This is a genomic window from Pseudomonas jilinensis (genome assembly GCF_003586265.1).
GTDB classification, from domain to species: Bacteria; Pseudomonadota; Gammaproteobacteria; order Pseudomonadales; family Pseudomonadaceae; genus Halopseudomonas; species Halopseudomonas phragmitis.
This window is the reverse complement of the sequence record NZ_QJSA01000012.1, coordinates 23,922-46,140: the sequence shown is the minus strand read 5'-3', so window position 1 is coordinate 46,140 and position 22,219 is coordinate 23,922. Positions and strand designations below refer to the sequence as shown.

Sequence of the window (22,219 nt, the reverse complement as noted above, 5' to 3'; positions counted from 1 at the left end):
GACCTTCAAAAGCTAGTCGGATGCCCGACTTTCTTTGATGCCTTGGCAGAAATTTGCCGAATGGATTGGCATGGGGAATAAATCCGCTTTTCGACACTTTATCGAAATCTAGCGATTTTTGAGCTGATAAGTTTTTAATATCAAGGAGTTACTGGAGCGGGTGAAGGGAATCGAACCCTCGTCGTAAGTCGGGTAGGGACACGACCTCACGGTCGCGTCCCCCCCTAAGAACCGGACGTGCAAGTTTCCCTGCATCCGGCTCAAGCAGCCGTTAAGCCTGGGTTTTAAGCCAGGCCGGCGGCCATTTTGTGCAGCCCCGTGCATGTATCTGCTTGTGGCAGTTCACATGAACGAGAGCCAGATTGGCGTCTTCATCACCGCCACCGTTGACCTTCCACACCTTGTGGTGAATATCCCACTTGGTTTGGAGATCAATCCTGTCGGTGCAAATCGGACATTTACCGAGTTGGGCCATCCACAGCCTGCTGGTTTTGGTTACAGCGTGTTCCGCCATCCATCTCCTGACCCTTCCTTCGAAATACTCCTCGAACTCAGGGTCATAAGGATTAGCCTCAGCACGTATTTTCAGATGCCTTGTGAGCCTGATACGTGACAGCAGAAACAGTTGGAACTGCCCATCGTTGAACACCCAATCGCGACCTCGGATTTTTGACCAGTAACGGTTCTTGATCCATCGTCGGCCTTTGCTTGGATGCCTTCTTTTCGCCCAGCGCCAAAGCAGTTGCCAGATCTTGTGGTCCAGTTTGGAGAAAATCCGAGATGAGGCTACATGTTTGTGATAGTAACCCCACCCCCGTAAGACGGGGATGAGCGCCGCAATCAACACCCCTTGTGAGGATGTGCGGTGCTTTCTCACGATATCTCTGACCTTTGCATAGATCCGCTTCTGACTATCCTTGGAAGGCGTCATGCTCCACTTGCTGTTGAACTTCCTGAACGTCCAGCCCAGAAAATCAAAACCTTCGCTGATGTGCGTTAGCCGTGTTTTCTGCTCGGACAGTTCAAGCCCTCGTTCCTTGAGGAATTGCCGGGTCAGGTGTTTAGCCTTCTCCAGCTCTTCTACCTTCGTCGCCGTGACAATGAAGTCATCGGCGTACCGCACGAAGTTCACTTTGCTGCGTCGAGGAAAGTGCTCCTTGAGCATTTTCTCCAAGCCATCCAGTGCCATGTTCGACAGCACCGGGGAGATGATTCCCCCCTGTGGTGTGCCCGCCTCCGTGGGGAAAAGCGTACGCATATCGACGAATCCTGCCTTGAGCCATTGCTTCAGGACCTTCCTGTCGAGAGGAATGTTCTTCAGCAGCCACTCGTGACTGATGTTGTCGAAACATCCGCGAATATCTGCCTCCATGATCCACTGTGGTGAGTGCGGACGAGACAATGCATTACAACACTGCATCATTGCATCCTGGGTGGATCGGTGAGGTCTGAAACCGTAGGAGTTCAGATCCGCCGTGGTTTCCGAGACGGGCTCGAGGGCCAGCAGGTATAGCGCCTGCATGGCTCTGTCACGCATCGTTGGAATTCCGAGCGGTCGTTTACCACCATTGGCTTTCGGGATATGTATTCTGCGTAAGGGTTTTGCCTTGTACCCCTTGCTATCCAGGGTTCTCAGCGCAGCCCACTTCGCTTCTGGCGTAGACCACAATTGCCCATCAACTCCTGGGGTTTTGTGGCCTCGATTTGCAGCTACTCGTTTGACGGCCAAAGCCTTCGCACTTGTAGATTTTGTAATCAGACGTTGTAACTGCCTGACTTTGCGCCAATCGCACTCCTTGGCTGCCTTCGCTATGCGTGCTTGCAATCTCCTGACCCGTGCGGACACAACTGACCACTCGATAGAGTGCCATTGGTGCCATTGGGGGGAGACGACATCACGTTTGAGCGTGTCCATATCTGCCTCCACTTATCAGAAAGTGGAGCGGGCGACGGGAATCGAACCCGCGTCATTTGGTTGGGAACCAAAAGCTCTACCATTGAGCTACGCCCGCCCATGAGAAACCCATGGGGTGAACACTATTCGACCCCAAAGGGCAGAATGCTCACCCTTTGGGTCGGTTTCGATATGCAAGCCTGTCTAGCGACAGACTACCTGATGGAAGTCAGCAGACTTTCGTCTCGGGGCGATCGTTGCATCCCCTATCCACACCATTACAGTGCGGCATTCGCTTTTTCCATCATCCTTTAACCGCTGCCACATCGCTTCGCCTTGCGGCTAACTAGTCTCCGAGGAGACATGACATCGGTCTTACCCTGTTCCGTGTCAGTAACACGAATCGGGAGAGTTCCATCTTAATGCCGGTGGTCACGTTGCCAACGTGGAGCAACCAAGCAATGCTCCAGCCGACCACTACCCCGAGGGGTCTGAGCCACTTACCACGTAAGCTCAGTAAGCTTGACGACACTTCGACGATGGTTCGCTTACGCTAACCCTTCGATTCAACCTAGCATCTCACTCGTTTGTGGAACGAGATCCTACATTGACCCTCACGGGTCAAAGCAGACCCTGAGGGGTGATTACATTGTCAGAGCGCTCAGCACCCAGTCGTTACCGACTACGCACCGCTCCTAGGTTACGGATGGTTGGACATCCGGTCCGCTACAGATCGAGATCTGCTGGACAATTACTCACACGGCTTACACCGCGGAAGATGACCGGCCCGAAAACCGGTCACCGCTAGTATGCTATTTTCTTCATGCTTGAGGTGATGAAGAGGCTAGCTACCTCCGCGACTCTCAGGTCGCACGCTTGGGAAGCTTCTGCTCTACCATTGAGCTACACCCGCTTGGGAGCGCTGCCGGAATTCGGCAGGCGCTCTTTTTACCAGAGTTGTGGCTGGCAGGGAAGGGGGCGCTAGAGTTTCGCGGCCACCTTCTGAAGCCGGCTGTAGCTTTCACGGCGCAGCGCCTGATCAAAGATGCTGCAGTTGACGATCAGTTCGTCGACCCCGGTCCGTTCCAGCAAGTCGCTTAACTGGTTGGCGACCGTAGCTTCATCACCCATCAGGGTGCCGGCCAGGGTCGAGAGGACCATGTGGCGCTCATGCGGCTGCCACAGGCTGTCGATGTCGGCAACGGGTGGCGGCAGTGGGCCGGGCTGGCCTCGGCGCAGGTTGAGAAAGGCCTGCTGGTGAGAACTGGCGAGGAACTGGGCCTGCTCGGTGCTTTCGGCGACGTAGGCATTGATGCCAAGCATGAAGTAGGGCTGTTGCAGATCTGGCGAGCTTTGGAAGTGGTCGCGATAGGCGTTCAACGCGGCGTACATATAGTCCGGTGAAAACTGTCCGGCGAAGGCAAAGGGCAGGCCCAGGCTGCCGGCCAGTTGGGCGCTGTAGGTGCTGGAGCCGAGCAGCCAGATGGGAATGTCCAGCCCGGCACCGGGAACTGCCTGCAGTCGCTGCCCAGGCTGGGACGGAGCGAACAGGGCTCGCAGCTCAGCCAGCATCTCGGGGAAATCTTCACCGTCGGCGCGACCGCGGCGCAAGGCTGCGGCTGTAGCCGGGTCGGTGCCGGGCGCGCGCCCCAGGCCCAGGTCGATACGGCCGGGGTACAGCGATTCCAGTGTGCCGAACTGTTCGGCGATCTGCAGCGGAGCATGGTTGGGCAGCATGATGCCGCCGGAACCGATGCGGATGCGTTCGGTGCTGGCCGCCAGGTAGCCCATGACCACCGAGGTGGCGGCCGAGGCAATGCCGGTCATGTTGTGATGTTCGGCTACCCAGTAGCGTTGAAAGCCTTCGTTCTCAGCATGGCGAGCCAGAGCCTGGGCGTTGCGCAGGGCCTGAGCCGGGGTTGAGCCCTGTACTATCGGGCACAAGTCGAGTACGGACAGGCGAACGGCGGAGGCGCTCATGAAAACTCCTGATTACGCGAACGGGATGCTCTATGCTAACGGTTGACGGGCTTGAGTCCAGTCCGGAATTGGAGGCGGGAAACGAAAATGCGTGTTTTGGCGATCATCCTGATCAGTCTGTTGGCGTTGTGGGGGTGTCGATCCGGGCCACCGGAGTCGCAGCCGCAGCCGCCGGATGGCAGCCTGTTTGTCGAACTGGGTGGGCTTGCCGGTATCAGTCGGGTGGTTGACGGGCTGTTGTTCCGGATTGCTGATGATCAGCGCATTGTGCATCACTTTGCTGAAGCAGACTTCGAGCGCTTACGTATCCAACTGATCGAGCAGCTGTGTACTGAAAGTGGCGGTCCCTGCCAATATCAAGGCGACAGCATGGCAGAAGCCCATGCCGGCATGAGTATCACCGAATCCGAGTTCCAGGCCATGCTCGAGGATCTGGCGGCGGCGATGGACGAGGAGGGAATTGCGCCAGCAACCCAGCGTCGTCTGCTGACCCGGTTGCGGCCGTTGGGCCGGGACATCATCGCCCGCTGATTCAGAGAGCCTCTATCCGGGTAATCAGTTCGGCTGACGGCATGCCGATGCTGGCACCCTGGGCGAAGTCGATGCCCAGATCCCGCACCTGCTTTAGCACTTGCGGACTGTGAACGAACTCGGCCACAGTCTGTATCCCCAGTTCCCGGGCAAAACGGACAATGCCGCGGGTCAGGGTCAAGGCGTTGGGGTCGCTGCCGAGTTGGCGGATCAGGCTGCCATCAATCTTGATCATGTCGACATTCAGGCGCAGCAGGTGCTCGAAGTTGGAGTAACCGGTGCCGAAGTCGTCAATCGCAATCCGGCAGCCCAGAGCTTTGGCCTGGTCGATGAACTGACGCACGGCGGTGTAGTTCTCGATCCCTTCGGACTCAAGGATCTCAAAGATGACCCGCCGGGCGATCTGGCTGTTCTGCAGGTGCTCAAGAATGAACCGGGTCAGGCCAGTATCCAGCAAGTCCTCGCAGGAGAGGTTGAGGGAAAACTCGTAGTCGTTGTTGGCAAAACGCTGGAAACACTGCTCGACCATGCTGCGGGTGATGAAGCGGTACAGGCGGATACGTTTGGAGACGGCCAGGAACTGGCCGGGGCTGACCGGCTCGCCATCGCCATCCAGCATCCGGGTCAGACACTCGAATTTCTCAATGCGGCCGCTTTTGAGCTCCATGATTGGCTGAAAGTACGGCACGATCCGTCCTTGCTCCAGAGCTAATTTGAGGCGGTTGGCCCAAGTCAGGTTGTGCTCGTAGGTTTCCCGGGCGCGGTGGGCCGGGTCATACACCACGAAGTGACGCTGATTGATCCGAGCCAGCTTCAACGCCATGTTGGCCGAGGTCAGCAACTGTTCGCCGCTGAGCAGGCTGCCGTCGGTTTGCCAACTGCTGGCCAGGCCAAGGCTGGCGTGTAGCGGGATATCCTGTCCTTGCCAGATCAGATTCAGGCCGCTGACGAAGTTCTGCAGCTCGGTCAGGCGTTGCTGCAAGGCCTGCGGGCCATGCTGTCCGGGCAACCAGATGGCGATTTCATCGGCTGGCATGCGGTAAAGCTGGCTGTTGTTCCAGCCAGGGACGCTATCGAGATATTCGCCCAGGGCTCTGGCCAGTTGGCGGATAACGTAGTCACCGCACTGATGACCATAAAAATCATTGATCTCCTTGAACGCATCAAGATTAAGCAGGATCAGCGAGCCGGTCCCGCTTTGTTCGAGCTCTAGCAGCAACTTGGAGCGGTTGGGCAGGCGGGTCAGGCTGTCGGTATACAGAGTGTGCAGTTGGCGCAATGTGCCGGCGACCAGGTACAGAATCCAGCCCGACAGCAGCAGTAACACACTGCCGATCAGCAGGACGATACGCAGATTGCTCTGGCGCATGGGTGCCAGTACCGCATCGATCTCGACTTGCGGTACGCCGATGCCAAACACCATGCCGGCCTGGGTCAGGGAGAAGAACAGGGCGTAGTCTTCGTCGTCAACCACCAGGCTTAGGGTCTGCATTGGTGAGGCCAACTGGCGACTGGACATGCTTTCATCAAGCATCGGGGTGCCGAGTTGTTGGTGCAACTGGCTGGCGGTAATGGTATCCATCAGCCGCTGGGCGTGTTCGACGTCTTCGGCCTGAGCCAGGCTGGACAGGTTGCGGTTTTCGCTGTCGATCAGGAACGCAAAGGCGCCGGGGGTGACTTCCACCCGGCTCACCAGGCGAATGATCTGGTCGGCGCGCCAGTCGGTGGACGCCATGCCGATACGGGTCTGCTGGTCATCGTACATCAGGGTGCTAAGGCTGATGACCACATTGTTGATCTGGGCCTTGTAGTAGGCGGGTGTCCAGTTGAAACGTACGGTTTGATCATCAGGCTGGCCGGCAGGCTCAATGATGCGCTGATACCAGTCGCTGGTGTACCAGGAACTCAGGCTGCGCTGCACCTGAATCCGTTCGCCTTCGCGCCAGGCATACAGGGCAAAGGGGCTTTCGGTCAGCGTGGCTGGCTGAAACCACAGGCCGGCGGCAAAGGCCTCGGGAAAGTCGCCCAGGGCTTCGCGCAGGGTCTGATCAAGGATGCTGCGCGGGTTCGGTAGCACCCGTCGCTGGCGATACAGCAACTCGCCCAGATGAGCGAGTTCGGCGGTGTGCTGTTCCATTCGCTGGTGGTGAGCATTGATGCGGTCGAGGTTAGCGTAGAAGGTGTCGGCAATCTGGCGCTGACGCAGGTCCGACATGGCCTGCTGGGCAAACCCCAGGTTCAGGCTGGACATCAACCACATGCCGGCAATGAACAGCGCGACCAGCAGACCGAGGATCAGCATGATGCCGCGACGCACCGACCGCGCGCCGAGCATGATCAGGGACGCCTGCCGTTGAGGGTGGCCTGAATGCGAGCCTGGGCCAGGCGCAATTGTTCCTGGTTGAGTTGTCCGGTCAGTTGCTCGACTCGCGGTCGGGCGCGTTGCTCACCGTTGAGCAGGGCCAGGCTGTACCAGACATAAGCCTCCTGATTATCACTCGGCCCATCGATGCCTTGCGCATAGCTGTTGCCGAGCCGGTACTGGGCCTCGGCCGAACCCTGGTTGGCGGCGCGCTCAAGCCATTGCCGGCTCTTGCCGGGCCCGGCCAGCTCGCCGGTCTGATACAGCTCGGCCAGCAGCAATTGGGCCGGCAGATAATCCTGATTGGCGGCCAGGGTCAGCAGCCGCTGAGCCTTGTCTGGATCTGGCGTGGTGCCCTGGCCCTGGCGGTAGACCAGGGCTAAAGCATGGCGCGCCTCGGCCAGGCGTTGATTGGCGGCCCGCTCCAGCCAGATCAGCGCCTGGCGCTCATCCTGTTCCACGCCCAGTCCCTGCTGGTAAAACTGGCCGAGCAGCAGTTGCCCGGGTGCGTAACCCTGAGCGGCAGAGCGCTGGGCCCAGTCAAAGGCACTGGCATGCTCGTTGGCGGTGTGATACAGGCTGGCCAGGTGATGCTGGGCCTGGGCGTCGCCTTGTTCGGCTGGTGCCTGACAGCTTTGGCGTGCCTGTTGCAGATTGCGAATGGTAAACAGCAGATAGCAGTCGTTGGTTTGCTGGCGGCTGGGCGAGGGGCCAGCTTCGACCTGGGGTTGGACGGTGACGGGGCGTGGACGCTGCTGAGCGACCCGGGAGGCAAACTGTTTGACGTCATCGGGACAGGAGTATTGGTAGCCCTGGCGATAGCGGTTCAGATTGTCCTGATTAGCTGGGCGTTGCCGATAGCGAGCAGCCACTTCAGCGCAGCGGCGATCACGTTCATTGCTAACACGCTGGTGCTGGGCGGCGTAGTCCTCGTCTTGGGCGTGGGTTTCCAGGTAACGGGTCAGTGGGTCGATGTAAGGCTGGGCAAACAGGGCCTCGACTTCCGCCTGGCGCGCTTTTTCAGGTTGCGGGTCGTCGTTGAGCAGGCGCAGGAGCCTGTCTGTATTACTCCACCAGGCGCCGGATCTGTCGTCGGCATCCTGACGATCAGGTAATGACTCGCAGCCGGCAAGAGCCAGTGCAAGGGCACTCAGCAGCAGAACGGAATAGGTGCGCATGAACTCTCTTCTGGTACGGGCCAATGCGTCGATTGAGCAAACAGCCAACGGCAATAGCATAGCACCGGGCGCGGATTATTTAGAGTACTGCCAGGCTGGAACGGTTCTTGCGTATAGCCGTGTATTGGACGTTTTGCGTCAAATTATTGATGGGGAATCGCAAGGGCATGGCTGTAGATCGCGGACAACTGGTAACTTCCATGCGGGCCAATCTGGCAGGCCTGCGGCACGGCAATCTCGGCGTACCGTTCCTGCTGTTGGTCATCCTCGGCATGATGATGCTGCCGATGCCGCCGTTCCTGCTCGATGTGTTCTTCACCTTCAACATTGCGCTGGCGTTGGTGGTGCTGTTGGTCTGTGCCTATGCCTTGCGGCCGCTGGACTTTGCCGTGTTCCCGACCATCCTGCTGGTTGCCACGTTGCTGCGTTTGGCGCTGAACGTAGCCTCGACCCGGGTAGTGCTACTCAATGGCCATGAGGGTGGTGATGCTGCCGGTAAGGTGATCCAGGCCTTTGGCGAGGTGGTAATCGGCGGTAACTACGTAGTCGGTCTGGTGGTGTTCGCGATCCTCATGATCATCAACTTCGTGGTGGTCACCAAGGGGGCCGGGCGGATCTCCGAAGTCAGTGCGCGCTTCACCCTGGATGCTATGCCAGGCAAGCAGATGGCCATCGACGCTGACCTCAATGCCGGTTTGATTGATCAGGACGAGGCCCGGCGCCGGCGTCTGGAAGTCGCCCAGGAGGCCGACTTCTACGGCTCCATGGACGGTGCCAGCAAGTTCGTGCGCGGTGATGCGGTGGCTGGTTTGCTGATTCTGGCGATCAATATCATCGGCGGACTGGCGATCGGTATGGCCCAGCATGATCTGGCCTTCACCGACGCCGGGCGTATCTACGTGCTGCTGACCATCGGTGATGGCCTGGCCGCGCAGATTCCCTCGCTGCTGCTGTCCACCGCCGCGGCCATCATGGTCACCCGGGTATCGACCTCCGAAGACATGGGCGAACAGGTTCAGCGTCAAATGTTTGCCTCGCCCAAGGCGCTGACGATTGCGGCCGGGATCCTGATTGTCATGGGGCTGATTCCCGGCATGCCGCACATGTCCTTCCTCAGCCTGGGTGCGCTGGCAGCCGGCGCGGCCTACTGGATCGCCCAGCGTCAGAAGGTTAAGGCCCAGGAAGTGGCCGAAGTCGAGCGTCAGCAGGCTGAACTGCCCGCGGTGCAGCGCCCGGAAGCCAAGGAGCTGGGCTGGGATGATGTCACACCGGTCGACATGGTCGGGCTTGAGGTGGGTTACCGGCTGATTCCGCTGGTCGATCGCAACCAGGGTGGGCAGTTGCTGGCGCGGATCAAGGGTGTGCGCAAGAAGTTGTCCCAGGACCTGGGCTTCCTGATGCCTTCGGTGCATATCCGCGACAACCTTGACCTGGCTCCCAATGCCTATCGCATCACCTTGATGGGAGTCGGGGTGGCTGAGGCGGAAATCCATCCGGACCGCGAACTGGCGATCAATCCTGGTCAGGTGTTCGGCGAAATCAAGGGGATTGCCGGCAAAGATCCGGCCTTCGGCCTGGATGCAGTCTGGATCGAAGCGATGCAGAAGGATCAGGCTCAGGCATTGGGCTATACCGTGGTCGATGCCAGTACCGTGGTTGCCACCCATCTTAACCAGATCCTGCACAAGCATGCCCATGAGCTGATTGGCCATGAAGAGGTTCAGCAGTTGTTGCAGGTGCTGGCCAAGGCATCGCCCAAGCTGGCCGAAGAACTGGTGCCGGGGATCATTTCCCTGTCCGGGCTGCTCAAGGTGCTGCAAGGCTTGCTGCAGGAACAGGTGCCGGTTCGCGATATCCGCACCATCGCCGAGGCGATCGCCAATCAGTCGGGCAAGAGTCAAGATCCCGGCGCCTTGATTGGCGCCGTGCGTGTGGCCTTGTCGCGCTCCATCGTTCAAGGCCTCGTCGGGCTTGACTCCGAGCTGCCTGTCATCACTCTTGATCCCAAGTTGGAACAGATATTGCTTCAGAGCCTTCAGAAGGCAGGGCAGGGTGGCGACGAAGGGATTCTGCTGGAGCCGGGTATGGCCGAGAAGCTGCAACGCTCACTGGCCGACGCGGTGCAGCGTCAGGAAGTTCAGGGCAAGCCGGCGATTCTGCTGGTAGCCGGACAGATCCGCGGCATGATGGCCAAGTTTGTTCGCTACGCCACCCCAGGAGCCCATGTGCTGTCGTACCAGGAAATTCCTGACAGCAAGCAGGTGACCATCGTTTCCACGGTCGGTCAGAGTTGAGCCAACAATCTAGAGGTCAGCCATGAAGGTCAAACGTTTCTTTGCCGCCGATATGCGTCAGGCCATGAAGCTGGTACGCGAGGAGCTGGGGCCGGAAGCCGCCATCATTGCCAATCGTCGGGTGGCCGGCGGTATCGAGCTGACCGCTGCGCTGGATTATGAGGCGCCGCGTCTGACCCCGCCGACCCCAGGGCTGAGCCTGGAGCTGAAAAAGACCCAGGAGCGTATCGTCAATGCCCGGGCGCAACTGGAGTTGGGGGAGCGCCCCCAGGAGGCGCCCCGGGTCAATCGTCAATTATTCGGCGACAGCATGCTGCAGGCTGCCGAAGACGGCTCGCCAGTGGCGCGTGACCTGCTGGCCCGGCTCAAGCGCGAACGCGCTGAGCAGTCCGCGCCGGCGGCCGCCGAACCGCTCGATAGTCGCAATCCGGCGGCTGAAGACGCTGGCTTGAGTGCCATGCGGGCAGAACTTGCCGGTCTGCGCGAAATGCTTGAATCGCAGTTGGGCAGCCTGGCCTGGGGGCAGGTCAACCAGCACCAGCCGCGCCAGGCCAGTCTCTGGCGTAGACTGACCCAAATCGGGCTGCCGGCCGAGCTGTGCCAGGGCCTGCTGAATAAAGTTGCCGATGTGGCGGATAACCGTCAGGCCTGGCGGCTGCTGCTGGCCCATCTGGCCCACAGCATTCCGGTCGTGCGTGACGAGTTGATCGAGCAGGGCGGTGCCATTGCCCTGGTCGGACCGACCGGTGCCGGCAAAACCACCACGCTGGGCAAACTGGCCGCGCGTTATGTGCTCAAGCACGGCAGCCAGCATGTCGCCTTGGTAACCATGGATACCTATCGCATCGGCGCCCATGAGCAATTGCGCACCCTGGGACGGATTCTCAATGTGCCGGTGCGGGTCGTCGATGAGCAGAACAGTCTGAGCGAGGTGCTCGACGAATTTGCCGGCAAGCGTCTGGTGCTGATCGACACCGCCGGCCTGCAGGCCAATGATCCGCACCTGAACAATCAGCTCAGTGAGTTGGCAGCTCAGGGCCGTCAGGTGCGTACGCTGCTGGTATTGGCTGCCACCAGCCAGCATCGAGTACTCAAAGCTGCCTATCACACATACAAGCGTTGCGCGCTGTCAGGCTGTATTCTGACCAAGGTGGACGAAGCGGCCACGCTGGGTGAAGCATTGGGGCTGGCGATGGAGCACGGTTTACCGGTAGCCTATCTGGCCGATGGCCAGCGCATTCCCGATGACCTCAATCGGGCCGTGGGGCACCAACTGGTCAGCCGGGCTGTAAGCCTGGCTAGCAACGAAGCACCCGCAGATCAGGCTATGGCTGACGTTTTTGCCGGTATACTGCATAAACAACGCGCAAGTTGAGATTTTACTAAGGCAAGGTATACAACGAGATGGGAAGCAAACATCCGGTTCAAGTGATCGCAGTCACCGGCGGCAAGGGCGGGATCGGCAAGACCAATGTGTCGGTCAACCTCAGCCTGGCCCTGGCCGAGCTCGGGCGACGTGTGGTCCTGCTGGATGCCGACCTTGGCCTGGCCAATGTCGATGTGCTGTTGGGGCTCAAGCCGCGGGCTACCCTGGCTGACGTGCTGGAAGGCAGTTGTGATCTCAGGGATGTCATGATCCCCGGTCCTGGTGGAATACGGGTGGTACCGGCCGCTTCCGGCGTGTCGCACATGGTCCATCTTAATGCTCAGGAACATGCTGGCCTGATCCAGGCCTTCAGCGAAATTGGCGATGACCTGGATGTACTGATCGTCGATACCGCCGCCGGTATCAGCGATTCGGTACTGAGTTTCGTGCGCGCCGCCCAGGAAGTGCTGGTGGTAGTCTGTGACGAGCCGACCTCGATTACTGACGCCTATGCGCTGATCAAGCTGCTCAACCGTGATTTTGGCATGACCCGTTTCCGGGTTCTGGCCAATATGGTCAATACCCCACAGGAAGGTCGCACGGTGTTTGCTAAACTCACCAAGGTGACTGACCGCTTCCTGGATGTGGCTCTGCAGTACGTGGGGGCGGTGCCATTTGATGAGATGGTGCGCAAGGCGGTGCAGAAGCAGCGCGCAGTATATGACCTGTATCCCCGCAGCAAGGCCTCCATGGCGATTCGGGCGATTGCCCAGAAAGTCGATGGCTGGCCTTTGCCCGCCAATCCGCGCGGCCATCTGGAATTTTTCGTGGAGCGTCTGGTTCAGCAAGTCGGATCCGACGCATGACGGCACTGGCTGGTGGAGTGAGCATGTATACCCGCGCGCAGAGCACAGCCGAATATCAGGATCGACTGGTCGAGCAATTTGCTCCGCTGGTCAAACGTATTGCCTATCACCTGCTCGGTCGGTTGCCGGCCAGTGTGCAGGTTGAAGACTTGATGCAGGCCGGTATGATCGGCTTGCTCGAAGCCTCCCGCAAGTTTGATAACAGCAAGGGCGCCAGCTTTGAAACCTATGCCGGCATCCGCATTCGCGGGGCCATGCTGGATGAAGTGCGCAAGGGTGACTGGGCTCCGCGTTCGGTACACCGCAACACCCGCCTGGTCAGTGATGCGATCCGTTCGGTTGAGGCTCGTTTGGGGCGTGACGCTAAAGATAATGAAGTTGCTGCCGAACTTGAGATGAGTCTTGAGGAATATTACGCGATCCTCAACGATACCGCCGGCAGCAAGCTGTTCAGTTTTGACGATTTGCTTGAGTCTGGGGCGCCGACCGATGTTCAGGCCGAGGCTGAACCTCTGGGTGGGCTTCAGGATGAGCGCTTTCGGGTCGCCTTGATTAATGCGATCGAGGGATTGCCCGAGCGTGAGCGCCTATTGCTGTCGCTGTATTACGACGAGGAATTGAACCTCAAGGAAATCGGCGCCGTACTGGGGGTCAGTGAATCACGGGTCAGTCAGTTGCACAGCCAGTGCGCCGCTCGTCTGCGGGCCCGCCTGGCCGATTGGCGCGACGATTGATTTTATCGCCAGCATCCGGACAATGCGCCTGGGCCTGACGCAAGGCGGATGATAGCTGGCAATATGGGTTTTCAGTGTTTCCTTAGGTGGTTCGACAGGCTTGAACATGGCAACGGGTGAGCAGCGAGCGAGCCTGCATTTCCCCTGGTTTGTACGGAGGTCTACTTGGACAAGAACATGAAAATTCTCATCGTTGACGATTTTTCGACGATGAGGCGCATCATCAAGAATTTGTTGCGTGACCTGGGGTTTACCAACACGGCTGAAGCCGATGATGGCACCACGGCGTTGCCCATGCTGCAAAGTGGCAACTTCGACTTTCTGGTGACCGACTGGAATATGCCGGGCATGAGCGGCATTGACCTGCTGCGCGCAGTGCGGGCCGACGAGCGCCTCAAGCACCTGCCGGTGCTGATGGTTACCGCTGAAGCCAAACGCGACCAGATCATTGAAGCGGCTCAGGCCGGGGTCAACGGTTACGTGGTCAAGCCTTTTACCGCGCAAGCCTTGAAAGAGAAGATCGAGAAGATTTTCGAGCGCGTTCAGGCCAAATAACACAACCCGGGGTAAAGGTTATGGCGTTAAGTAAGGATCCCGGTCAGGAAACCGCCCAGGAATTCGAACATTCCCTCAAGGAAAATGCGCGGCAGCTGGTCAGCTACCTGGAGAATGGCGAGTTTGCCGAAGCCGTACTGGTCATCCATGCCATCAATCAGGCCCGTGACCGCGGTCTGTACCATGAGGTCGGCAAGCTCACCCGGGCGCTGCACAGTGCGATCGTCAATTTTCAGATCGACACCACCCATGCGCTCGAAGAAGGCAACGACAGCTCCAAGATCACCGATGCTTCCGACCATCTCGACTATGTGGTCAAGCTGACCGACAAGGCCGCCAACCGGACCATGGATCTGGTTGAGAGCAGCGCGCCGATTGTTTCTGAGCTTGGCCAGGAAGCGGCAACCCTGCGCGCCGACTGGGAGCGCCTGCAGCGCCGCGAGATCGCCGCCACCGAGTTCCGTGACCTGTACCGACGCATTGGCGATTTTCTGGCCAAGACCGAGCAATCCAGCAGTGCTGTTAGCTCGCAGCTCAACGAAATTCTGCTGGCCCAGGATTATCAGGACCTGACCGGTCAGGTGATCAAGCGGGTCATTACCCTGGTTCATGATGTCGAGGAAAGTCTGGTCAGCCTGGTGCGCATGGCTGGTCAGGTTGATCGAATTGCCGGTATTGAACACGGCGAAACGCGGGCAACACCGAAAAAAACATCCTCCAAGGGTGAAGGTCCGCAGATTCATGCCGATAAAAGGGAGGACGTGGTGTCTGGACAGGATGAGGTCGACGACCTTCTGTCCAGTCTTGGCTTCTAGGGGAGAGTAGGTGCATGAGTTTCGATGCGGATGAAGAGATTCTCCAGGATTTTCTGGTTGAGGCCGGCGAGATCCTCGAACAGTTGTCCGAACAGTTGGTCGAGCTGGAAAACCGCCCAGACGACATGGACCTGCTCAATGCCATTTTCCGTGGCTTTCATACCGTCAAGGGTGGTGCCGGATTTCTCCAGCTCGACCCCTTGGTAGCCTGTTGTCATATCGCCGAAAATGTTTTCGACATCCTGCGCAAGGGTGAGCGCCAGGTCGACGCTGAGTTGATGGATGTCGTGTTGCAGGCGCTGGATGCCGTCAATGCGATGTTTGCCCAGGTGCGCGAGCGTGATGAGCCAAGCCCTGCCGACCCCGGGTTGCTTGAAGCCCTCTCGCTGCTGGCGCAGCCGGCCAGCGCGGCGCCAGTCGCTGCCCCCGCGAGTGTTGAGTACTCCATTACTGAAACCGTGAGCGCCGGAGCCGACAGCGATGGCGATATCACCGATGACGAGTTCGAGCAGTTGCTCGACGCCTTGCAGTCGCCTGAAGAGTCGGAGACCGAATCGTCGGTTTCAGGTCAGGGTGACAATATTTCCGATGATGAATTCGAAGCCCTGCTGGATGAACTTCATGGTCCCGGCAAGGGGCCGGGTATTGATCAGGCCGCCGCGCAGAGCGCCCAGGCTGAAGTAGCAAATGACGAGATCAGTGATGACGAGTTCGAGGCGCTGCTGGATCAATTGCATGGCAAAGGTGCGGCTCCGGGCCTGAGTTCCGAGCCGGCTGCAGCGCCGGACGTGGTGGCGGCTGCTACAGCGGCGGTGAGCGCCGAGAGTGATGAAATCAGCGACGACGAATTCGAAGCACTGCTCGACCAGTTACACGGCAAGGGTGCAGCCCCCGGCAAGTCGGAGGCCGCCAACGGTGTTGCTGCAGCGCCGGCCAAGGCTGAAAGTTCGACTGACAAGCCGATTGAGCACAAGGCGCCGAAGGCGTCCGAGCCAGCTGCGGCCAAGGCTCAGCCTGCACCCAAAGCTGTCGCCAAAGCGCCTGCTGCCAAAGCCGAAAAGCCGCCAGCAGCTGCCGCCAAGGCCAGCGCACCGGCGCCTGCTGATGCTGCTGTGGATACCACTGTGCGGGTCGATACCGCCCGGCTTGATGACATCATGAACATGGTCGGTGAGCTGGTGTTGGTGCGTAACCGCCTGGTACGCCTGGGTTTGAGCAGCGGTGATGAAGAGCTAAGCAAGGCTGTCGGCAACCTCGATGTGGTCACTGCCGATCTGCAGATGTCGGTGATGAAGACTCGCATGCAGCCGATCAAGAAGGTATTTGGTCGCTTCCCTCGCGTGGTGCGTGATCTGGCGCGTAACCTGAAGAAGGAGATCAACCTTGAACTGATCGGCGAGGAAACCGATCTGGACAAGAACCTGGTTGAAGCGCTGGCCGACCCGCTGGTGCACCTGGTGCGCAACTCGGTTGATCATGGGATCGAATCGCCCGATGAGCGCGAGCAGGCCGGTAAACCGCGCACAGGTAAGGTAGTGCTGGCGGCCGAACAGGAAGGCGATCACATCCTGTTGACCATCACCGACGATGGCAAGGGTATGGACCCGGAAGTGCTACGGGCCAAAGCGGTAGAGAAGGGCATGATGGACAAGGATGCCGCCGACCGCCTGACTGATACCGAGTGCTTCAATCTGATCCTGGCGCCGGGGTTTTCGACCAAGACCGAAATTTCCGACGTTTCCGGTCGCGGGGTCGGGATGGATGTGGTCAAGACCAAGATTTCTCAGCTCAACGGCACCATCAATATCGAGTCGACCAAGGGCCAGGGTTCGCGGATCGCGATTAAGGTGCCGCTGACACTGGCGATCATGCCGACCCTGATGGTGATGCTGGGCAATCAGGCGTTTGCCCTGCCGCTGGTCAGCGTCAATGAAATCTATAGCCTGGATCTGTCACGCACCAATATTGTTGACGGCCAGGAAGTGATCATCGTCCGCGACAAGGCGCTGCCGCTGTTCTATCTCAAGCGCTGGCTGATGCCCGGCGTCGAGGAGAGCAGTGATCACACTGCTGCCAGCGTAGTGATAGTGTCGGTCGGCACCCAGCGGGTTGGCTTTGTGGTCGATCAACTGGTCGGACAGGAAGAAGTGGTGATCAAGCCGCTCGGACGGATGCTTCAGGGCACAGCCGGCATGGCCGGGGCAACCATCACCGGGGACGGACGCATTGCCCTGATCCTCGATGTTCCCAGTTTGCTCAAGCGTTACGCACGGCGGATCTAATAGCGCCCGAGCGGCCCTTTCAGCCGCCTGCGGGTGTGTACAGGTTTTCAGGAGAGTGTATGGCGGTCAAGGTTCTGGTGGTGGACGATTCAGGCTTCTTTCGCCGCCGGGTGACAGAGATCCTTGCGGGCGACCCGCAGATTCAGGTGGTCGGCACGGCCACCAATGGCAAGGAGGCCATCGAGCAGACCCAGGCGCTGCGCCCCGATGTCATCACCATGGATTATGAAATGCCGGTCTTGGATGGCATTTCCGCAGTCAAGCAGATCATGCAGCGCTGCCCAACACCGGTATTGATGTTTTCTTCGCTCACCTACGAGGGCGCACGGGTCAGCCTGGATGCGCTGGACGCCGGTGCAGCGGATTATCTGCCGAAAAATTTCGAAGACATTTCGCGCAACCCGGACAAGGTCCGGCAACTGCTGTGCGAGCGGGTACATGCCCTGGCGCGCACCAACCGGCGTTCGTTGGGTATTGCTCCGACGACGGTCAGTGCGCCGTCAGTCTCCAGTCGGCCATTGACCGGCAGTGCTCCGGCGCCTCGCAGTAGTGAGCCTCCAGCACCGCGCTCCAGCAGTCCGGCTCCGCGCAAGCGCAGCTACAAACTGGTGGCGATCGGCACTTCTACGGGGGGGCCGGTGGCCCTGCAAAAAGTCCTGACCCAGTTACCTGCCAGTTTTCCGGCGCCGCTGGTGCTGATTCAGCACATGCCGGCAGCGTTCACCAAGGCGTTTGCCGAACGCCTCGACAAGCTCTGCCGGATCAGTGTCAAGGAAGCTGAGGATGGCGACATCCTGCGCCCAGGGCTGGCGTTGCTGGCGCCGGGCGGCAAGCAAATGATGGTCGATGGCCGCGGCGCCATCCGAATCCTTCCCGGCGATGAGCGGCTCAACTACAAACCCTGTGTCGACGTAACCTTCGGGTCTGCCGCCAAGGCCTTTGGCGACAAGGTGCTGGCCGTGGTCCTGACTGGCATGGGCGCCGATGGTCGAGAAGGTGCACGGATGCTCAAGCAGGCCGGCAGCTCGGTCTGGGCCCAGGACGAGGCCAGTTGTGTTATCTACGGCATGCCGATGGCCGTGGCCAAGGCCAATCTGGCTGACGGTATCTACAGTCTCGACGACATCGGTCGTTATCTGGCAGAGATCGGCTAATGGATATTCTCAGCGTCATTGGCGTCATTCTGGCTTTTGTCGCCATCATCGGCGGCAACTACCTGGAAGGTGGGCATGCTGCGGCGCTGATCAACGGTCCGGCGGCGCTGATCGTCATCGGCGGCACCTTGGGCGCGGCCTTCATCCAGACACCACTGCCAGTGTACAAACGCTCGCTGGCGATTCTCGGCTGGATCTTCTTTCCGCCGACCAGTCGCCTGCAGCAGGGGATTACCCAGGTCATCAACTGGAGCAATGTGGCCCGCAAGGAAGGCTTGCTGGGGCTGGAAGGGGTGGCCGATACCGAACCCGACCTGTACGCCCGCAAGGGTTTGCAACTGCTGGTTGACGGCAGTGAGCCGGAGGCGCTGCGCAGCATTCTCGAAGTTGAGCTGATCACCCGGGAAAATCACGACCTGGCCGCTGCCAAGGTGTATGAGAGCATGGGTGGCTACTCGCCAACCATCGGTATCATTGGCGCGGTCATGGGGCTGATCCATGTGATGAGCAATCTGGCTGATCCTTCGGCGCTGGGTAGCGGCATCGCTGTGGCCTTTGTCGCAACCATCTACGGGGTGGCGCTGGCCAACCTGTTTCTGCTGCCGGTGGCCAACAAGCTCAAGTCGGTAGTGATGCAGCAATCACGCTACCGGGAAATGATCCTCGAAGGGCTGCTATCGATCGCCGAAGGGGAAAATCCGCGCTCAATCGAAATGAAGCTGGAAGGCTTCCTGGAGTAGCCCGATGCGCCGGCGACAGCATCAGGAGCACGAAAACCACGAGCGCTGGCTGGTCTCGTACGCAGACTTTATTACCCTGCTGTTCGCCTTTTTCGTGGTCATGTACTCGATTTCCTCGGTCAATGAAGGCAAGTACAAGGTGCTGTCTGACACGCTGGTGGGTGCCTTCAATCAGCCGCAGCGCTCTATCGAACCGATCCAGATCGGTGAGGAAATTCCGCGTGGCTTGCAACGCAGCGATACCCAGGGTATCAGTGGCGGCGATGCCGACAATCTTGTCGATCCGTTGGTGGACATCACCACGGCCATGCAGCAGGCCTTCGGTGATCTGATTCGTGCTGGTGATCTGGAAGTGCGTGGCAACGAACTGTGGATCGAGATCGAACTCAACTCCAGTTTGCTGTTTCCTAGTGGCGATGCACTGCCGACCGATGAAGCTTTTGGTCTGATCGAGCGGATCGCTGAGATCCTTGCGCCCTATGAGAATCCGATTCATGTCGAGGGCTTTACCGACAATCAGCCGATCCGCTCGCGCCTGTATCCGACCAACTGGGAGCTGTCCGCTGCCAGAGCCGCCAGCGTGGTGCGCATGCTCGGCAATGGTGGAGTAAACCCGGAACGGATGGCCGCAGTAGGCTATGGTGAATTCAAGCCGGTTGCCGACAACGGCACCGCTGCCGGCCGGCGAGCCAACCGGCGGGTGGTCTTGCTGGTTTCGCGCTATCTTGATCAGCGTCACCAGTCTTGGCAGGGTGATGCTCAGGATGCCGACGCCATGCGCCAGGCTCGGAGCCAGGCTGGCACGGGAACTGCACAGTAGCCCGAAACGCCCGCTTGGGTGTCAATCTATCGTCATTTGCAGTAACCACGGGTATCGGCAGTACCGCTACCCCGGGAGGAAAGGCATGAGAGTTTGGGCCGTGGCCAATCAGAAAGGCGGGGTGGGCAAGACCACTTCGGCGGTGGCGTTGGCTGGCCTGTTGGCAGACCAGGGGCAGCGCGTGCTGGTGGTCGATCTCGACCCGCACGGCTCGATGACCAGTTATTTTGGTCATGACCCGGACAATCTCACCAGCAGCGTATTCAATCTGTTTCAGCACAATGGTCAGGTTCCTGACGGTTTGGCCGAGGCGCTGTTGCTCAATACCTCCCACGAAAATATCCGCCTGATGCCCTCGAGCACCTCGCTGGCGACCCTGGAGCGCCAGTCGGCCGGGCAGGGTGGCTTTGGCCTGGTCATCTCCCGGGCCCTGGCCCAGCTTTGGGGTGACTATCAGTTCGCTATTATCGACAGCCCACCCTTGCTCGGGGTGTCGATGATCAATGCCCTGGCCGCCTGTGAGCAGTTGGTGATCCCGGTTCAGACCGAGTTTCTGGCACTCAAGGGCCTGGAGCGGATGGTCCATACCCTGAATATGGTCAATCGCTCGCGCAAACAGGAACTGCCCTATACCATTGTGCCGACCCTGTTCGACCGGCGTACCCAGGCTTCGCTGAATACCCTGAAACTGCTGCGCCGCGACTACGCTGATCATCTATGGCAAGCCTTCATTCCTATCGATACCAAACTGCGTGACGCCAGTCTGGCCGGGATGGTGCCGTCGCGGATGGATGCCAACGGTCGCGGAGTGCTGGCCTACCGGGCGTTATTGCGCTATCTGTTGGCGCAGTCGCTGCCGCGCAAGGAACAGGTAGCCTAATGTTGGGCCGATACTGGCCGATATGCTAAGTGACCCGACCCGATGATCGACATGGCGCAAGAGATGACTAAACCCCTACCGGTGCAGCAGTTCGTTCCCGAGCAGACGATCCAGTGCTATCTGGATTCGCTGTTGCAGGATGCTGCCCAGGAACTGGCTCTGGCTGAACAGCAGACTCAGGAGCTGGCACCGCCAGCCCAGCTTGAGGCCGCGCCGGTGGTGGTGCCTGCCGAACCGGAGCCTGAGCTTGAGCAGGAACTGCAAGTTGAAGCACTGGTAGAGCTCAGCACTGATGCTGAGCATGTGCCGCCAGTGCTTGAGCAGGCTGCCTGGCGCGAAGAGCCGTTCGAGGCGCTGCTGTTCGATGTTGGCGGTTTGACCCTGGCGGTGCCGCTGGTATCGCTCGGCAGTATTTATCCGCTGGAGGATGAAATCACTCCGTTGTTCGGCCAGCCGGACTGGTTCCTTGGTATCCTGCCGACCCAGGCGGGCAACCTCAAGGTGCTGGATACTGCCCGTTGGGTCATGCCCGAACGTTACGATCCAGCGCTGCGCGACGGCCTGCGCTTTGTAATTTCGGTGCAGGGCTATGACTGGGGTATGGCCGTGCATGGCGTTAGCAAGTCGATCCGGCTGACTCCCGAGCAGGTCAAATGGCGCTCCCAGCAGGGCAAGCGACCCTGGTTGGCCGGTACGGTGATTGAGCACATGTGCGCTCTGCTGGACGTTTCCGCCCTGGCCACGCTGATTAGTGCGCCAGGGACGCGTGCGCTGGCCAATAGCCGGTAGGAACATTAGGATGACATCAGACAACTACAGCCTGAGCATGGTCGCGCGGCTGAATCTCACATCAATCTAGACCGGGATACATGACAATGAAGAATACCGCCGCTCAGGGTGCCGAGGATCCGATTCTGCAATGGGTTACTTTCCGCCTGGATAACGAGACCTACGGCATCAACGTGATGCAGGTGCAGGAAGTACTACGTCATACCGAGATCGCCCCGGTTCCGGGTGCGCCGGCCTATGTGCTGGGGATCATCAATCTGCGGGGCAACGTGGTCACCGTGATCGATACCCGCCAGCGTTTTGGTCTGGGCTCGGCGCCGATCACCGACAACACCCGGATCGTCATCATTGAGGCCGACAAGCAGGTGGTTGGCATTTTGGTCGACAGCGTGGCCGAAGTGGTCTACCTGCGCCAGTCCGAGATCGAGACCGCACCTAATGTCGGGACCGACGAGTCGGCCAAGTTTATTCAAGGCGTGTGTAACAAGAACAACGAGCTGCTGATTCTGGTCGATCTGGAAAAGATGATGACCGAGGATGAGTGGGCCGAACTGCAAGGCTTCTGATCGGGATGATGACCTCCTGGGAGACGCTGCTGGCTGGGCTGTTGCTGGGCCTGTTGCTGGCTGGTCTGCTGGCTCTGGGCTGGGGGCTGCGGCGTCAGGGTCGGCGCCTGGCCGAGCAGGAGCAGGCGCTGCGTCAACGTCAGGAGCAGTTGGCGCGTGATCTGGCCAGCTTCCAGCAGGGCAGCATCCGCATGGGTGAGACTTTGCAGGAGGTCAGTCAGCAGCTCAAGCGCCTGGAAGACAAACAGCTCAAGTTTGAACAGCAGGACCCGCACACCATGCCCTACAACCAGGCCGCTCGGCTGGTGAGCATGGGCGCCAGTGTCGAAGATCTGACCCAATCCTGTGGTCTGTCCAAGGCTGAGGCCGAACTGGTCGTCAAATTGCACGCCGCCCGGCGGCACTGAAAGCCA

General features: G+C 59.4%; 19 protein-coding genes and 1 tRNA gene. 15 read left to right on the top strand and 5 right to left on the bottom strand.

All coding sequences use genetic code 11. The features are described from left to right. Positions 1 to 271 precede the first annotated feature (271 nt). From ltrA to C2846_RS13725, 3 genes are all read right to left on the bottom strand, one after another. A complete protein-coding gene (gene ltrA / locus C2846_RS13735; protein ID WP_119701694.1) occupies positions 272 to 1,915 on the bottom strand; it encodes a group II intron reverse transcriptase/maturase in 1,644 nt (547 codons plus the stop codon). Positions 1,916 to 1,938: 23 nt separating this feature from the next. After that, a tRNA-Gly gene (locus tag C2846_RS13730) sits at positions 1,939 to 2,012 on the bottom strand. A gap of 863 nt (positions 2,013 to 2,875) precedes the next feature. Continuing rightward, a complete protein-coding gene (locus C2846_RS13725) occupies positions 2,876 to 3,874 on the bottom strand; it encodes an LLM class flavin-dependent oxidoreductase (protein ID WP_080051121.1) in 999 nt (332 codons plus the stop codon). A gap of 87 nt (positions 3,875 to 3,961) precedes the next feature. Here C2846_RS13725 and C2846_RS13720 point away from each other — a divergent pair, with 87 nt between their 5' ends. Next, positions 3,962 to 4,405, top strand: a complete 444-nt coding sequence (locus C2846_RS13720) for a group I truncated hemoglobin (RefSeq protein ID WP_119701693.1) — start codon at positions 3,962 to 3,964, stop codon at positions 4,403 to 4,405. Position 4,406: 1 nt separating this feature from the next. On the opposite strand, the gene C2846_RS13715 is transcribed toward C2846_RS13720, so the two are convergent. Together C2846_RS13715 and C2846_RS13710 are read right to left on the bottom strand one after the other, a co-directional pair. Next, positions 4,407 to 6,740, bottom strand: a complete 2,334-nt coding sequence (locus C2846_RS13715) for a bifunctional diguanylate cyclase/phosphodiesterase (protein ID WP_119701692.1) — start codon at positions 6,738 to 6,740, stop codon at positions 4,407 to 4,409. A gap of 2 nt (positions 6,741 to 6,742) precedes the next feature. Further along, a complete protein-coding gene (locus C2846_RS13710; RefSeq protein WP_165443827.1) occupies positions 6,743 to 7,945 on the bottom strand; it encodes a tetratricopeptide repeat protein in 1,203 nt (400 codons plus the stop codon). A 167-nt stretch (positions 7,946 to 8,112) separates the two neighbouring features. On the opposite strand from C2846_RS13710, the gene flhA reads away from it, so the two are divergent. From flhA to C2846_RS13640, 14 genes are all read left to right on the top strand, one after another. Then, entirely contained in the window at positions 8,113 to 10,239 is a 2,127-nt protein-coding gene (gene flhA, locus C2846_RS13705) for a flagellar biosynthesis protein FlhA (protein ID WP_095624583.1), read from the top strand. A gap of 22 nt (positions 10,240 to 10,261) precedes the next feature. Beyond that, positions 10,262 to 11,614, top strand: a complete 1,353-nt coding sequence (gene flhF / locus C2846_RS13700; protein ID WP_119701690.1) for a flagellar biosynthesis GTPase FlhF — start codon at positions 10,262 to 10,264, stop codon at positions 11,612 to 11,614. A gap of 29 nt (positions 11,615 to 11,643) precedes the next feature. Beyond that, a complete protein-coding gene (gene fleN / locus C2846_RS13695; RefSeq protein WP_119701689.1) occupies positions 11,644 to 12,471 on the top strand; it encodes a flagellar synthesis regulator FleN in 828 nt (275 codons plus the stop codon). Then, entirely contained in the window at positions 12,468 to 13,205 is a 738-nt protein-coding gene (locus C2846_RS13690) for an RNA polymerase sigma factor FliA (protein ID WP_095624580.1), read from the top strand. Before fleN ends, C2846_RS13690 begins: the two co-directional genes overlap by 4 nt. A 177-nt stretch (positions 13,206 to 13,382) precedes the next feature. Next, entirely contained in the window at positions 13,383 to 13,760 is a 378-nt protein-coding gene (locus C2846_RS13685) for a chemotaxis response regulator CheY (RefSeq protein ID WP_095624626.1), read from the top strand. Between the two features lie 20 nt (positions 13,761 to 13,780). Next, entirely contained in the window at positions 13,781 to 14,575 is a 795-nt protein-coding gene (locus tag C2846_RS13680; RefSeq protein WP_080051112.1) for a protein phosphatase CheZ, read from the top strand. Between the two features lie 14 nt (positions 14,576 to 14,589). After that, positions 14,590 to 16,857, top strand: coding sequence for a chemotaxis protein CheA (locus tag C2846_RS13675; RefSeq protein ID WP_119701688.1), 2,268 nt, complete (start codon positions 14,590 to 14,592; stop codon positions 16,855 to 16,857). A 59-nt stretch (positions 16,858 to 16,916) separates the two neighbouring features. Then, a complete protein-coding gene (locus C2846_RS13670) occupies positions 16,917 to 18,011 on the top strand; it encodes a protein-glutamate methylesterase/protein-glutamine glutaminase (protein ID WP_119701687.1) in 1,095 nt (364 codons plus the stop codon). Further along, positions 18,011 to 18,751: a flagellar motor protein gene (locus C2846_RS13665; RefSeq protein ID WP_080051109.1), complete on the top strand. Its 741-nt coding sequence runs from the start codon at positions 18,011 to 18,013 to the stop codon at positions 18,749 to 18,751. Before C2846_RS13670 ends, C2846_RS13665 begins: the two co-directional genes overlap by 1 nt. Positions 18,752 to 18,755: 4 nt before the next feature. Then, the gene (gene motD / locus C2846_RS13660; protein ID WP_080051108.1) at positions 18,756 to 19,571 is read left to right on the top strand and encodes a flagellar motor protein MotD; all 816 of its coding nucleotides are present in this window, start codon (positions 18,756 to 18,758) and stop codon (positions 19,569 to 19,571) included. Between the two features lie 85 nt (positions 19,572 to 19,656). Beyond that, positions 19,657 to 20,451 (top strand): ParA family protein, encoded by a 795-nt coding sequence (locus tag C2846_RS13655; protein ID WP_080051107.1) that lies wholly within the window; start codon positions 19,657 to 19,659, stop codon positions 20,449 to 20,451. A gap of 63 nt (positions 20,452 to 20,514) precedes the next feature. After that, positions 20,515 to 21,240 carry a CheW domain-containing protein gene (locus C2846_RS13650; RefSeq protein ID WP_080051769.1) on the top strand — a complete coding sequence of 242 codons (726 nt, stop codon included), beginning with the start codon at positions 20,515 to 20,517 and terminating at the stop codon, positions 21,238 to 21,240. 86 nt (positions 21,241 to 21,326) lie between these two features. Then, positions 21,327 to 21,806 (top strand): chemotaxis protein CheW, encoded by a 480-nt coding sequence (locus tag C2846_RS13645; protein WP_080051106.1) that lies wholly within the window; start codon positions 21,327 to 21,329, stop codon positions 21,804 to 21,806. 5 nt (positions 21,807 to 21,811) lie between these two features. Beyond that, complete coding sequence (locus tag C2846_RS13640; RefSeq protein WP_080051105.1) at positions 21,812 to 22,213, top strand: DUF2802 domain-containing protein; 402 nt, start codon at positions 21,812 to 21,814, stop codon at positions 22,211 to 22,213. The last annotated feature ends 6 nt before the right edge of the window (positions 22,214 to 22,219 follow it).